This is a genomic window from Burkholderia sp. BCC1972, assembly GCF_905339605.1.
GTDB lineage: Bacteria > Pseudomonadota > Gammaproteobacteria > Burkholderiales > Burkholderiaceae > Burkholderia.
The window spans coordinates 62,296-75,524 of record NZ_CAJPGH010000001.1 but is presented as its reverse complement, the minus strand read 5'-3'; the positions used below and the strand labels follow the sequence as shown (position 1 = coordinate 75,524).

Here is a 13,229-nt window from a genome sequence, read left to right as displayed (position 1 = left end):
GTGCTCGGCGGTGGCGCGCGATGATGTTGCCCGGACGTGGCGCTCAGTAGTTCGGCGTGGGCATCTCGGTCGGCAGTGCGGTCGCGACGCCGAGCCACTTGCGCTGCAGTGTCGCAAGCGTGCCGTTCTTGTTCAACGTGACGAGCGCCGCGTTGAACGCATTGGCCAGCGACGCGCTGTCCGCATCCTTGCGCAACGCATAGGCGAAGTAGACTTTTGCGCCGAACGCAGGTTGCACCACCGAGAACACGGCCGGGCGCTGCTTCGCGACATATGCGATGTTGGTCAGCGAGTTGGCGACGGCGGCAATGCGCCCGGTCGCGAGGTCTGCATACGCCTGGTTGTTGTCGACGTATTCGCGGATCGTCGGCGGCTTCGGCAGTGTCGCCGCGTAGCTCTTCAACTGTTCGAGTTGCGCGCTGCCCTTGCCCGCCCCAACCACTTTGCCCGCTATATCGGCCGAGGTCTTGAGACTGCCGTCGCCGGTTCGCTTGAGCAACGCATCGGTGGCTTCCGCGATCGGCAACGAGAACGCATAGCGTTCCGTGCGCGCCTTCGTTACGGTCAGCGGTCCTGCGACCATGTCGAACTTGCCCGCGTCGAGTCCGGGCAGCACGCTTTCCCACGGCAGATCGATGAAGCGCACCTTCACGCCGACAAGCTGCCCCACAGCCGCGAACAGATCCTTGTTGAAGCCGGCCTGCTGGCCGTTCTCGAGGAAATCGAACGGCGCAAACTGCATTTCGGTCCCCACCACCAGCTCGCCGTGCTGCTTGACTTGATCGAGCAGGCTCCCGGCATGGGCGGCCACACTGGCTGCCGCGAGGGTCAACGCCACGAACAGCGAAGTACAGGACTTGGATCGTTTCATCTGACGTGTTCCATTCGAATCGAAAAGTGACTGGATGACCGGACTGACGCCCGCCCGTTGATCGCCAGGCGACTCCGCCGTCAATGCAATCTACGTGGTCAATTTACCGACAGAAATATTGTTTTCCGATCCACCGAAAAGCTTTTCCCTATGTACGCGGTCTTTCATCGACTCTGCGAACAGGCGCATCCGCGCCATCCGTGGGGCGCCCGCGCAAATGCACATGGAAAAAAATGATGCAGATCTTCCATGACCATCTTTTTGACTATGCAAAATAGCAGCGCGCCTCGCGTCGCGAGCCGCATCCGATTCGATACCTTGTGCGAGCTACGCGTCATGGAAAACATTGCGTTGCGCTATTCGTTGCGCCAGTTGCGCTACTTCGTGGTCACTGCGGAAACACTGTCGTTTACTGCCGCCGCACGCCAGTTGCATATCTCCCAGCCGTCGATCTCTACATCGATAGGCGAACTGGAATCTTCATTCGGCGTCCAGCTCTTCATCCGCCATCGTGCGAGCGGTGTGTCGTTGACGCCTGCCGGACGCGACTTGCTCGGGCAGGTGCGCAACCTGCTGAAGAATGCGGAAGAACTGCAGACAATGGCACGCGAGATGGACGGCGGAATGTCGGGCACGATCGCGCTGGGCTGCCTCGTCTCGCTGGCTCCGCCCTTGATGCCGCCATTGATGAGCCGCTTCGTTTCCGAGTACAGCGGCATCGGGTTCCGCACGATGGAGGCGACCCAGGACGACCTGCTGTCGGCACTGAGCAACGGCACGCTGGACATGGCGCTCACTTATAGCCTCGATATTGCCGACGACATTTCGTTCACGCCGCTCGTCACGCTGCCGCCGTATGCGATTCTGCCGCCCGAACACAAGCTCACGCGCAGCAAGAAAGTCGCACTCGCCGATCTGCTCAACGAACCGTATGTCCTGCTCGACCTGCCGCACAGTCGGGAGTACTTCGCAGGACTTTTCGATCCGCTGGGCCGCCGCCCGTCGCCGACGTTCCGTTCGTCGCAGCCGGAAGTCGTGCGCGGCATGGTTGCCAACGGTCTCGGCTACAGCATCCTGAACTTCCCGCTTCGTTCGACCCGCACCGTCGACGGTGCGACTTTCGCGATCCGTCCGTTTCGCGACGAGGTCACGGCGATCACCCTCGGCATCGCGATGTCACGCAGCATGAAACCCCGCCAGCTCGTCACGCGCTTCGCGCAATTCTGCGAAACCTATATCCCTCAGGTGCACGTTCAGGCCACGCCGGCTGCATAGGAAAAAACTTCTTGTTGCATCCGAAAAGAATATTTCGACTCTTTATTGGACTTGCTAAATTGGTCGCCAATGTGATCGGTTTCAACGTTTCCCGGAGGCACGATGCGTTCCATCCCTACGGCAGCGCCGTCCATCGACGTGATCGTCCGCGACCTGAAAACCAATTGTGAACGCGACTTCGGCGACGCCCGCGCGATGCCGCCGGGCGTCTACATATCGCCCGAGTTTCTGGAGCGCGAACAGCAAACCCTCTTTCGCAACGAATGGCTGTGCATGGGTCGCGCGAGCGCGCTGCCCAGCCCCGGCGACTACCTGACGGCGGAGATCGCCGGCCAGCCGATCATCGTGATCCGCCGCGACGACGGCACACTGCGTGCCATGTCGAACGTATGCCTGCACCGCATGTCCACGCTGCTCGAAGGCCGCGGCAATGTGCGCCGGATCGTCTGCCCCTATCACGCGTGGAATTACTCGCTGGACGGCGACCTGCGCGGCGCGCCGATGATGGACAGGCAGGACGGATTCTGTAAGGACAGCTACAAGCTTCCGCAAGTTCGCTGCGAGATCTGGCAGGGCTGGGTCTACGTCACGCTCAATCGCGAGGCACCGCCTGTTGCCACGCAATTGAAGGAACTCGACGAACTGATCGCCGATTACGACATGGCGTCGTATGTCGAGACCTTCCACGAAGAACACGTGTGGGACACCAACTGGAAGATCCTCGCGGAAAACTTCATGGAGAGCTATCACCTGCCGATGCTGCATCGGGCGACGGTGGGCCCGCATTCGAAGCTCGACGAGATGGAGTGCCCTCCCGGACTTCCGGCATTCAACTATCACTGGATCACGAAAGAGGCGTCGCTGCCGATCGGCAATGCGCATCCGAACAACACGCGCCTGCAAGGCCAATGGCGCAAGACGACCGCGCTCCTCGCGATCTACCCGACCCATCTCGTCACGCTGACACCGGGCTATTTCTGGTATCTGGTGCTTCAGCCGCTGGGCGTGGATCGCGTGCATATCCGCTTCGGCGGCGGCCTGTCGCCGGAATTCGTCGACGACCCGAAGGCGGCTGAATACATGGCGACGCTGAAGAAGCTGCTCGACGAAGTGAATCTCGAAGACCGGCGCGGCGTCGAGGCGGTGTTCCGCGGCGTGCATGCCCCGCTTGCGAAGCCCGGTCACCTGAGTCATCTGGAACGGCCGAACTACGACTTCGCGCGCTATCTGGCGTCGCACGTCGCAGTTTGAAGCCGCACGCGAACGACTCGCCACTCACGTCACCTCATTGAAGCTCACGATGACCAGCCAACCCTACATTTCGTTCGTCGGCGTCAGCAAGTCCTACGACGGCCGGCATGCGGTTGTCGACGGTCTCGATCTCGACATCGCCCGAGGTGAATTCGTCTCGCTGCTGGGGCCGTCCGGCTCCGGCAAGACCACCACGCTGATGATGCTCGCCGGTTTCGAGGCGCCGACCGACGGCACCATCCTGCTCGACGGCCACCGCCTCGACGACAAGCCGCCTCACCAGCGCGACATCGGCATGGTGTTCCAGAACTACGCGCTCTTCCCGCACCTGACGATCGCCGAGAACGTCGCGTTTCCGCTCTCGGTGCGCAAGACCGCTCGCGACGAGCGCAAGCAGCGCGTGCAGCGCGCGCTCGACATGGTGGAGCTGTCGCATCTCGCGTCGCGACGTCCCGCACAGTTGTCGGGCGGCCAGCAGCAGCGCGTCGCGCTGGCCCGCGCCCTGGTATTCGAGCCTCGCGTAGTGCTGATGGACGAGCCGCTCGGCGCACTCGACAAACGGCTTCGCGAAACGATGCAGTACGAAATCATGCGGCTGCATCGCGACCTGTCGCTCACGATCGTCTATGTGACGCACGATCAGAACGAAGCACTGACCATGTCCAATCGTGTCGCCGTGTTCTCGGACGGACACATCCAGCAGGCCGCGACGCCGACCGAGCTGTACGAAAACGCGCAGAACGCATTCGTCGCGAACTTCGTCGGCGAAAACAACGGTCTCGCCGGGCGCGTCAGCGCGCTCGACGGCGAATGGGCCGTGCTCCAGCTTCATGGCGGCGCCACGATCCGCGGTCGCCGCGGCAACCAGGTCGAGGCCGGCGACGACGCCACGCTCGCGCTGCGTCCCGAGCGCGCGCAGGTACTCGGCGCGGTCGAAACCGCGAACGTGCCGGCGGGATCGAACGCACTCGCCGCGACGGTGCGCGACATCGTGTATTGCGGCGATCATCATCGCGTACAACTGCAACTCGGCAGCGGCGACACGATGGTCGTCAAGGTCCCCAACACGCGCCTCGTCGCGCTGCCGCCGATCGGCGCGGCCGCGACGATCGTATGGCGCCAGGACGACTGCAAGGTGCTGTCGCCGTCCGCCGTCGCCCGCGTCGCAAGCTCCGCGGTTCGCTTACCCACCCCGCCTGTTGCCATGCCCATCGCCTCTGGAGCCTGAAAATGAAAAACCCTCGCTACGCCCCTCTGCGCCGCACGATCGCGGCTGTCGTCGGGCTCTCCGCATTCTCCGCGCTGCCTGCCGCTCATGCCGCGGATACGCTGTCCGTCGTCACGTTCGGCGGCGCCTATGAAACGGCCGCACGCCATGCGTGGTTCGAGCCGTTCACCGCAAAGACCGGCACCCAGTTCCAGACCGAGTCGTACGACGGCGGCCTCGCCAAGCTGCAAGCCATGGAACAGGCGAAGAACCCGACGTGGGACCTGATCGACATGGAGACCAACGACGCGATCAACGCGTGCGACGAAGGTCTGCTCGAGAAGCTGGACGGCAAGACCCTCGGCAACACGTCGGATTTCCTGCCGGGTGCGCTGCGCGATTGCTCGGTGGCCGCGATGGTCTGGTCGACCGTGTATGCGTACGACGCGTCGAAGCTGAAGACCGCGCCGGCCGGCATCGCGGACTTCTTCGACCTGAAGAAATTCCCGGGCAAGCGCGGCCTGAGAAAGTCGCCGAAGGTCACGCTCGAATGGGCACTGGTCGCGGACGGCGTGGCCCCGGCCGACGTCTACAAGGTGCTCTCGACCCCTGCCGGCGTCGATCGTGCATTTGCGAAGCTCGACACGATCAAGTCGAGCATCGTCTGGTGGGAAGCCGGTGCGCAAGCCCCGCAGCTGCTCGCGGACGGCGCGGTGACGATGGTGCAGGCATACAACGGCCGCATCGACAGCGCCGTTCACCAGGACAAGAAGCCGTTCAGGATCGTCTGGGACGCGCAGGTGTACGACTACGAATGGTGGGGCGTGCCGAAGGGTGCGAAGCACGCCGCGGCCGCGAAACAGTTCATCGTTGCATCGGCGCAGCCGCAGGCATACGCGGATCTGTCGAAGTACATCGCTTACGCGCCGCCGCGCAAGGCATCGTTGCCGCTGATCGACAAGGCGCGCGTTAACGACCTGCCGACGGCGCCCGCCAACTTCAAGCGACCGATCCAGATCAACGCGAACTTCTGGGCCGACAACGGCGATACGCTGACCAAGCGTTTCCAGACATGGCTCGGCCAGTAACGCGCCTCGCCACGACGGCGTAGTGGTTTTACGCGACGCGTCCTGCTCCGGGCGCGTCGCTCCGGAGTCCCGATGAACAACTCGTCGATGTTTCCCGTGCGGGCGGCAGGCCCCGAGCTCGCCACCGGGCACGCCGTCAAATACCGGCAGGCGCGGCGCAAGGCGGCTTTGCGCGCGCTGCTGCTGACGCTGCCGCTGCTCGTGTTCCTGCTCGCCACGTTCATCGCGCCGATTGCGTCGCTGCTTGCCCGCAGCGTGCGCAATCCGGAACTGTCCGGCGCGATGCCGTCGTTCGCGCAAACGCTGCGACACTGGAACGGCCCGGGCGTGCCGGACGAGCCGGTGTTCGCCGCCCTCGCCATCGGACTGAAAAGCGCCGGCGAGGCCGGCTCGCTCGGCGACGTGGCGCGCCGGCTGAATTTCTACCAGCCCGAGTTCCGCACGCTGCTGCTGAAGTCGGCACGCACGGTACGCGCCCAGGATGCCGTCACGGCATGGAAACCCGTCCTGCTCGCCGCCGACGATCGCTGGAACCAGCCCGAAACCTGGCGCCTGCTGAAACGCGCGGCGTCGTCATGGACGCCGGACTATCTGTTGAACGGTCTCGACGCACAGGTGTCCCCCGATGGCGCCGTCCATTCGGTGCCCGCGAACAGCGCGGTCTACCGCACCGCGTTCATGCGCACGGTGTCGATCAGCGCAACGGTCACGCTGCTGTGCCTGCTGCTCGCGTACCCGGTCTCGTGGCTGCTCGCCAACCTGCCGGCAAAGCAGGCCAACCTGCTGATGCTGTTCGTGATCGTGCCGTTCTGGACCTCGCTGCTGGTCCGCACGACCGCGTGGTACGTCCTGCTGCAACCGGGCGGCGTGGTCAACCGCGTCCTGCTCGCGCTGCATGCCGTCGATCATCCGCTGCCGTTGATCTTCAACCGTGCCGGTGTGCTGATCGGCATGACGCACGTGCTGCTGCCCTACATGATTCTCGCGATCTACTCGGTGATGAAAAGCGTGCCGCCGATCTACATGCGCGCCGCGCAGTCACTCGGTGCCCACCCTGTCGTCGCATTCTTTCGCGTGTACGTCCCCCAGACGCTGCCGGGCATCGGTGCCGGGTGCTTTCTCGTGTTCGTGCTGGCGCTCGGTTACTACATTACGCCGGCCCTGCTCGGCGGCGCAGGCGACGAGATGATCAGCCAGCTGATCGCGTCGCAAACCAACGATCTGCTCAACTGGGGGCTGGCCGGTGCGTTGTCCGCGTATCTCGTGATCTTCACCGCCGTGTTCTATTTCATCTTCAACCGGCTCGTCGGCATCGACCGGCTCCGGTTCGGCTGACGCCCGACGTCACTGGAGCCGCCTCGTGTCCGTGAACCCCAACAGCCTGCCGTCGACGCGCATTGCCACTGCCGGTGTGCGCATCCATTGCGCGATCGTGCTGTTCTTCCTGGTTGCGCCGATCCTCGTGATCATTCCGCTGTCGTTCAATTCCGGGTCGTATTTTTCATACCCGATGGAAGGCTTCTCGCTGCGCTGGTACGCGCAGGCATTCGGTAGCCCGGACTGGCAGCGGGCATTCCTGAACAGCATCGCAATCGGCGCGGCGTCGACCGCGATTGCAACGAGTCTCGGCACGCTCGCCGCAATCGGCCTCGCGCGCGACGACTTTCCGTTCCGCGCGCTGATCATGCCGATCCTGATTTCGCCCATGATCATCCCGATCGTCGTGGTCGCGGCCGGCTTCTACCTGATCTTCGCGCCACTCGGGCTCGTCAACTCCTACCCGGGGGTGATCCTCGCGCATGCGGCACTCGGCACGCCTTTCGTCGTGATCACCGTGACCGCATCGTTGCTGTCGTTCGACCAGAGCCTGCTGCGCGCCGCCGCGAATCTCGGTGCCGCGCCGTGGACCACCTTTCGCCGCGTGACGATGCCGCTGATCCTGCCGGCGGTTGCCACTGGCGCCGTGTTCGCGTTCGCGACGTCGTTCGACGAAGTGATCGTGATCCTCTTCATCGGCGGTCCCGATCAACGCACCGTGCCGCGGCAGATGTGGAGCGGCATTCGTGACCAGATCGACCCGTCGATCCTCGCCGTCGCCACCGTGCTGATCGTTTTCGCGATCCTGCTTTTCACCAGCATCAACTGGCTGCGTGGCCGCGCGCAGGCTTCGGGCGCGGCACGCGAAGCGGCCTAGCCGCCGTCTGCCGCGCAAGTGGAAGTCAGCCTGAGCCGATGCCGCTGGTGCCGCGCGTTTCGTTGCGTCCTCTTCCATTCCTTCCCCGGATTCGATTGCGACTGCTGCCAATCGCGCTCTCATGTCTCGTCGCACGCATCTGCATAGGCAAACCAGATGCAATTCATTTTTTAAATATATTTTTCAGATTCAGTGCACCGGCGTAGATTTTCTTCGACTCCACGCAATTCGCGGGACACACGGCCACGCGGCGTAGATCGCTTCGGACTCCCGAGACGTTCCGGATCCGCTGCCTGAACATCGCGATCTCCTCGCGCAGTCGCATCGTGATGCGTTGCAACGAATTGCAGCAAAGACGGACCTATCAGTCCATGAACAACCCGATCGATACGCACCAGGAAGAACTCACATGACCGTCGAAGTCACATCAATCGATACGCTGGTGGTCGGCGCCGGACAGGCTGGTATCGCGATGAGCGAACACCTCGGTGCGCTTGGCGTGCCGCATCTCGTGCTGGAACGCGATCGCATCGCCGAGCGCTGGCGCACCGCGCGCTGGGATTCCCTGGTGGCGAACGGCCCGGCATGGCACGACCGCTTCCCCAACATGAATATCGGCGGTGTCGATGCGGACGGCTTCGCCACGAAGGATCAGATGGCCGAGTACTTCGTCGACTACGCGCGCATGATCGACGCGCCGATCCGCACCGGCGTCGAAGTCAAGCGTGTGGTCCGCGAGAGCGGCCGTCAAGGCTTCGTCGTCGAGACGACGGATGGCACCTTCCACGCGAACCGCGTCGTGGTCGCGACCGGCCCGTTCCAATGCCCGGTCATTCCGGCCATCGCGCCCACCGACGCGCGCCTGGCGCAGATTCATTCCGCCGACTACCGCAATCCTGCGCAACTGCCCGCCGGCAACGTGCTCGTCGTCGGCGCGGGTTCGTCGGGCGTCCAGATCGCGGCTGAACTGCAACGCTCGGGCCGCCAGGTCTATCTGTCCGTCGGTCCTCACGACCGTCCGCCGCGCGCGTATCGCGGTCGAGACTTCTGCTGGTGGCTCGGCGTGCTGGGTCTGTGGGACATGGAAACGATGCGCCCCGGCCGGTCGCACGTGACGATCGCGGTGAGCGGTGCGGACGGCGGCCACACGGTCGACTTCCGCCGTCTCGCGCACGACGGTGTGATGCTGGTCGGCGTGACGCGGGCTTTCGAACAAGGCATCGTCGCGTTCGAAGCGGATCTCGCGGCCAACATCGCGGCCGGCGACGAAAACTACCTGTCGCTGCTCGACGCCGCCGACGCGTACGCGGCCAGCAACGGTCTCGATCTGCCGGAGGAGCCCGAAGCCCGTCGCATTCCCGCCGATCCGCCCTGCCTCACCGAACCGCTCGCGCAACTCGATCTCGCCGCGGCAGGTGTCACGTCGATCATCTGGGCGACCGGCTACGCGAACGACTTCGGCTGGCTGCAGGTCGACGCCTTCGACGAGCACGGCAAACCGAAACATCAGCGCGGCGTCGCCAGCGAGCCCGGACTCTATTTTCTCGGTCTGCCGTGGCTGTCGCGGCGCGGCTCCGCGTTTATCTGGGGGGTCTGGCACGACGCGAAACATGTGGCCGGACATATCGCGACGCAGCGCAGCTACCAGCGCTATCACGAGGCCGCCGCGCAACGAGGCACCGCGAGCGCGCCGCACGCTGGCGACCAGGTTGCCGAACCGGCAGTCCCGAGCCCGGTGCAGACCCGCGCCACCGCGCACTGAACGCAAGACCGATTCGCACTGCACTGCTTGCCGAACCCTCCTTCAGGAATTCACGACGATGAGCCAGCCGACCCACACCCGTATCCGGATGTTCAACACGAAAGACACCTATCCGAACCAGACGCTCGACAACGATCTGTGCCAGGCTGTCCGCGCCGGCAACACGGTCTATGTGCGCGGCCAGATCGGCACCGACTTCGACGGCAATCTGGTCGGCCTGGGCGATCCGCGCGCGCAGACCGAACAGGCGATGAAGAACGTCAAGCAACTGCTCGAAGAAGCCGGCAGCGACCTCTCGCATATCGTCAAGACCACCACGTATCTGATCGATCCGCGTTATCGCGAGCCCGTCTATCAGGTCGTCGGCAAATGGCTCAAGGGCGTCTATCCGATCTCGACCGGCCTCGTGGTCAGCGCGCTCGGCCAGCCGGAGTGGCTGATGGAAATCGACGTCATCGCCGTGATTCCCGACAACTGGCAGCCGGCTCCTGCCGCCGGAGCGTGACATGACATTCTCCATCGTCGGACGGTGCGCCGAAACCGGACAACTCGGCATCGCGATCAGTTCCTCGAGCATCGCAGTGGGGGCGCGCTGCGCGTGGGTTCGCACCGGTGCGGGCGCCGTGGCGACGCAGAACGTCACGCTGCCGTCGCTCGGCCCGCAGGTGCTCGACCTGCTCGGCGACGGCGCGGCCGATCCCGTACAGGCGCTCGAAGCCGCGCTCGCCACCGATCGCTGGCGCGACTACCGGCAGGTCACGGTCGTCGATACACAGGGCCGCACGGCATTCCAGACCGGCGCGCACGCGCTCGGCCTGCATCATGCGGTAGCGGGCAGACAGTGCGTCGCCGCGGGCAACATGCTCGCCAGTCAGGACGTGATCTCCGCGATGGTGCCCGCGTTCGAGCAGACGCCCGGCCCGCTCGCCGACCGTCTGCTCGCGGCGATGCAGGCCGCGATCGACGCGGGCGGAGAAGCCGGCCCGGTGCATTCGGCCGCGTTGAAGATCGTCGATACGCAGGTGTGGCCGCTCGTCGACCTGCGGGTCGACTGGACCGACGACGCACCGATCGCGGCCCTCGCCGCGCTGTGGCATGCATACCGTCCGCAGATGCACGACTATGTGACGCGCGCGCTCGATCCGACGGCCGCACCGAAATACGGAGTCCCCGGTGATGAGTGACCCGACCAGCCGCACCCTGCTCGCCGAACTGATCGGCTTCGATACGGTCAGCCGGCACTCGAACCTCGCGATGATCGAGTTCATCCGCGGCTATCTGGCGGGCTACGGAATAGACAGCGAACTGTTCTACAACGAAGCGCGCAGCAAGGCGAACCTGTTCGCCACGATCGGGCCGCGCGAGCGCGGCGGCATCCTGCTCTCGGGTCATACGGATGTGGTGCCCGCCGACGGCCAGGCATGGACCGTCGAGCCGTTTCGGATGACTGAACGCGACGGCCGGCTGTATGGGCGCGGCACCGCGGACATGAAGGGTTTTCTCGCGTCGGTGCTGGCTACGGTACCGATGTTCGTCGAGCGCCGGTTGTCGTTGCCGATCCATCTCGCGTTCTCGTACGACGAGGAGATCGGCTGTCTCGGGGTGCGGCCGATGCTGGCCGAACTCGCGAAGCGCCCACACAGGCCGGTGCTGTGCGTGATCGGCGAGCCGACCGAATTGAAGCCGGTTCTCGGCCACAAGGGCAAACTGGCGATGCGCTGCCACGTCAAGGGCGCCGCGTGCCATTCCGCGTATGCGCCGTATGGCGTCAATGCGATTCAGTATGCGGCACGTCTCGTCAACCGGCTGGAGGAAATCGGCGAGCGCCTCGCACAACCGGAGCATCACGACGCGCGCTTCGATCCGCCGTATTCGACTGTCCAGACCGGCCTGATCCACGGCGGCAAGGCGTTGAACATCGTTCCCGACGCATGCGAATTCGATTTCGAAGTCCGCACGCTGCCCGGCTTCGACGCCGATGAAGTGACGAGCGAATTACAGGCCTATGCGCAGCAACACCTGACGCCGAAGATGCGCGCGGTTCACGCGGATTGCGATATCCGTATGCAGCCGCTGTCCGCCTACCCGGGCCTCTCGACACCGGGCGACAGCGACGCCGCCCGCCTGCTGTCGATACTCAGCGGATCGAGCGCGTTCGGCACGGTTGCGTTCGGCACCGAAGGCGGACTGTTCGAGCAGGCCGGTATCCCGACCGTGGTGTGCGGACCGGGCAGTATGGATCAGGGGCACAAGCCGGACGAGTTCGTGAGCGTCGAGCAACTGCAGGGTTGCGATGCGATGCTGCGGCGGCTGGCAGACCATCTCGCCGCGACCGAAGTGACTGATCGCATGACTGACTGATTTCGACTCCGTCGAGCTCGGCTGGCTGTTCCCGTACTGCCGCGCAATTCCCTCCGCCGGTGCGCGCATCTCCTTCGCCGCGCACCGGCGCGCTGCATAGGAAAAACCTGCGAATCGCATTCGAAAAGAGTTTTTCCCCGATCAATATTGACCACGTAAAGTCGGCTCATCGAACTTGCATTGCGCCCGTCGCCTGACCCAGGCGATGACGGCACGATGACCGGAACTGATCGAGGCCATCATGAACGCAGTCAGCGCCATCCCCGCAAGCGTACCCGCCGCCACGCTCGCGCCGGCGTCCGCAACGCCGCTCGTCGAAGTCAGGGGTTTGCACAAACGTTTTGGCGATACCGATGTGCTGCGCGGAATCGATGTGTCGATCGCGAAATCCGAAGTGGTCTGCCTGATCGGTCCGTCCGGATCGGGCAAGAGCACGCTGCTGCGCTGCATGGCCGCCCTCGAAACCTATGATCACGGCGAGATCCGGATCGGCGGCGAGATGCTCGGCTATGTCGAACGCAACGGCGTACGCGTGCGCGCGTCGAGCGCCGAGATCAACCGCGTGCGCCGTAACATCGGCATGGTGTTTCAGCAGTTCAACCTGTGGCCACACATGAGCGTGCTCGGCAACGTCACCGAAGCGCTGCGGCGGGTGCGCCGCCTGCCCGGTGCCGAGGCGAACGCCATCGGTGGCCGCATGCTCGACATGGTCGGCATGTCCCACAAGGCGGATGCCCATCCGTCGAAACTGTCCGGTGGCCAGCAGCAGCGCGTGGCGATCGCCCGCGCGTTGGCGATGGAGCCGAACCTGATGCTGTTCGACGAGCCAACCTCCGCACTGGACCCGGAACTCGTCGGCGAAGTGCTGCAGGTCATGAAGCAGCTCGCGCGCGACGGGATGACGATGGTCGTCGTCACGCACGAGATGGGCTTCGCCGCCCAGATGGCCGATCGCGTCGTGTTTCTCGACCATGGCCGGATCGCGGTGAGCGGCGCGCCGGGCGAGGTGTTCCGCCGTTCCACGAATCCCCGGCTGCAGCAGTTCCTGCAGAACTATCGCGACCGCAACGCGTTCTGGAACTCGGACGACGCGACGGCCGACGCGGACGGATCGACCGTCCGGAGACAGTAAGCGGGTCGATGCATCGCGGCGTGGCCGGCGCTCGGCCGCCCGTCTAGTCGACCCCTTTCGACAATTCCCCGCAGCCAGCCATGAACCT

At 64.5% G+C, this 13,229-nt stretch carries 12 protein-coding genes; 11 read left to right on the top strand and 1 reads right to left on the bottom strand.

Annotated elements, in window-relative coordinates; all coding sequences use genetic code 11:
* Positions 1–43 precede the first annotated feature (43 nt).
* Positions 44–871, bottom strand: coding sequence for a transporter substrate-binding domain-containing protein (locus tag U5798_RS00345; RefSeq protein ID WP_322081195.1), 828 nt, complete (start codon positions 869–871; stop codon positions 44–46).
* Positions 872–1,207: 336 nt separating this feature from the next.
* Between U5798_RS00345 and U5798_RS00340 the strand changes: the two genes are divergently transcribed.
* The 11 genes from U5798_RS00340 to U5798_RS00290 all read left to right on the top strand — a co-directional run bounded on the left by U5798_RS00340 (position 1,208) and on the right by U5798_RS00290 (position 13,141).
* Positions 1,208–2,146, top strand: coding sequence for a LysR family transcriptional regulator (locus U5798_RS00340; RefSeq protein ID WP_322081194.1), 939 nt, complete (start codon positions 1,208–1,210; stop codon positions 2,144–2,146).
* 102 nt (positions 2,147–2,248) lie between these two features.
* Positions 2,249–3,397 (top strand): SRPBCC family protein, encoded by a 1,149-nt coding sequence (locus tag U5798_RS00335; protein WP_322080819.1) that lies wholly within the window; start codon positions 2,249–2,251, stop codon positions 3,395–3,397.
* Positions 3,398–3,446: 49 nt separating this feature from the next.
* Positions 3,447–4,625, top strand: a complete 1,179-nt coding sequence (locus tag U5798_RS00330; RefSeq protein ID WP_124456340.1) for an ABC transporter ATP-binding protein — start codon at positions 3,447–3,449, stop codon at positions 4,623–4,625.
* Positions 4,626–4,627: 2 nt separating this feature from the next.
* On the top strand, positions 4,628–5,692 hold the full coding sequence (locus tag U5798_RS00325) for an ABC transporter substrate-binding protein (RefSeq protein ID WP_322080818.1): 1,065 nt from the start codon (positions 4,628–4,630) through the stop codon (positions 5,690–5,692).
* An 87-nt stretch (positions 5,693–5,779) separates the two neighbouring features.
* Positions 5,780–7,027: an ABC transporter permease gene (locus tag U5798_RS00320; RefSeq protein WP_322081193.1), complete on the top strand. Its 1,248-nt coding sequence runs from the start codon at positions 5,780–5,782 to the stop codon at positions 7,025–7,027.
* Positions 7,028–7,052: 25 nt separating this feature from the next.
* Complete coding sequence (locus U5798_RS00315; protein ID WP_322080817.1) at positions 7,053–7,886, top strand: ABC transporter permease; 834 nt, start codon at positions 7,053–7,055, stop codon at positions 7,884–7,886.
* A 409-nt stretch (positions 7,887–8,295) separates the two neighbouring features.
* Positions 8,296–9,648, top strand: coding sequence for an NAD(P)/FAD-dependent oxidoreductase (locus U5798_RS00310; protein WP_322080816.1), 1,353 nt, complete (start codon positions 8,296–8,298; stop codon positions 9,646–9,648).
* Between the two features lie 58 nt (positions 9,649–9,706).
* Entirely contained in the window at positions 9,707–10,153 is a 447-nt protein-coding gene (locus U5798_RS00305) for a RidA family protein (RefSeq protein ID WP_124456334.1), read from the top strand.
* Position 10,154: 1 nt separating this feature from the next.
* Positions 10,155–10,832 carry a DUF1028 domain-containing protein gene (locus tag U5798_RS00300; protein WP_322080815.1) on the top strand — a complete coding sequence of 226 codons (678 nt, stop codon included), beginning with the start codon at positions 10,155–10,157 and terminating at the stop codon, positions 10,830–10,832.
* Positions 10,825–12,009, top strand: a complete 1,185-nt coding sequence (gene argE, locus U5798_RS00295) for an acetylornithine deacetylase (RefSeq protein ID WP_322080814.1) — start codon at positions 10,825–10,827, stop codon at positions 12,007–12,009. Before U5798_RS00300 ends, argE begins: the two co-directional genes overlap by 8 nt.
* Positions 12,010–12,250: 241 nt before the next feature.
* The gene (locus U5798_RS00290) at positions 12,251–13,141 is read left to right on the top strand and encodes an amino acid ABC transporter ATP-binding protein (RefSeq protein ID WP_322080813.1); all 891 of its coding nucleotides are present in this window, start codon (positions 12,251–12,253) and stop codon (positions 13,139–13,141) included.
* Positions 13,142–13,229 lie beyond the last annotated feature (88 nt).

Excerpts from the sequence above, each read along its gene's own strand:
- U5798_RS00345 (WP_322081195.1), bottom strand. The coding sequence starts at position 871 with ATGAAACGATCCAAGTCCTGTACTTCGCTGTTCGTGGCGTTGACCCTC.
- U5798_RS00340 (WP_322081194.1), top strand. The coding sequence starts at position 1,208 with ATGGAAAACATTGCGTTGCGCTATTCGTTGCGCCAGTTGCGCTACTTC.
- U5798_RS00335 (WP_322080819.1), top strand. The coding sequence starts at position 2,249 with ATGCGTTCCATCCCTACGGCAGCGCCGTCCATCGACGTGATCGTCCGC.
- U5798_RS00330 (WP_124456340.1), top strand. The coding sequence starts at position 3,447 with ATGACCAGCCAACCCTACATTTCGTTCGTCGGCGTCAGCAAGTCCTAC.
- U5798_RS00325 (WP_322080818.1), top strand. The coding sequence starts at position 4,628 with ATGAAAAACCCTCGCTACGCCCCTCTGCGCCGCACGATCGCGGCTGTC.
- U5798_RS00320 (WP_322081193.1), top strand. The coding sequence starts at position 5,780 with ATGTTTCCCGTGCGGGCGGCAGGCCCCGAGCTCGCCACCGGGCACGCC.
- U5798_RS00310 (WP_322080816.1), top strand. The coding sequence starts at position 8,296 with ATGACCGTCGAAGTCACATCAATCGATACGCTGGTGGTCGGCGCCGGA.
- U5798_RS00305 (WP_124456334.1), top strand. The coding sequence starts at position 9,707 with ATGAGCCAGCCGACCCACACCCGTATCCGGATGTTCAACACGAAAGAC.
- U5798_RS00300 (WP_322080815.1), top strand. The coding sequence starts at position 10,155 with ATGACATTCTCCATCGTCGGACGGTGCGCCGAAACCGGACAACTCGGC.
- argE (WP_322080814.1), top strand. The coding sequence starts at position 10,825 with ATGAGTGACCCGACCAGCCGCACCCTGCTCGCCGAACTGATCGGCTTC.
- U5798_RS00290 (WP_322080813.1), top strand. The coding sequence starts at position 12,251 with ATGAACGCAGTCAGCGCCATCCCCGCAAGCGTACCCGCCGCCACGCTC.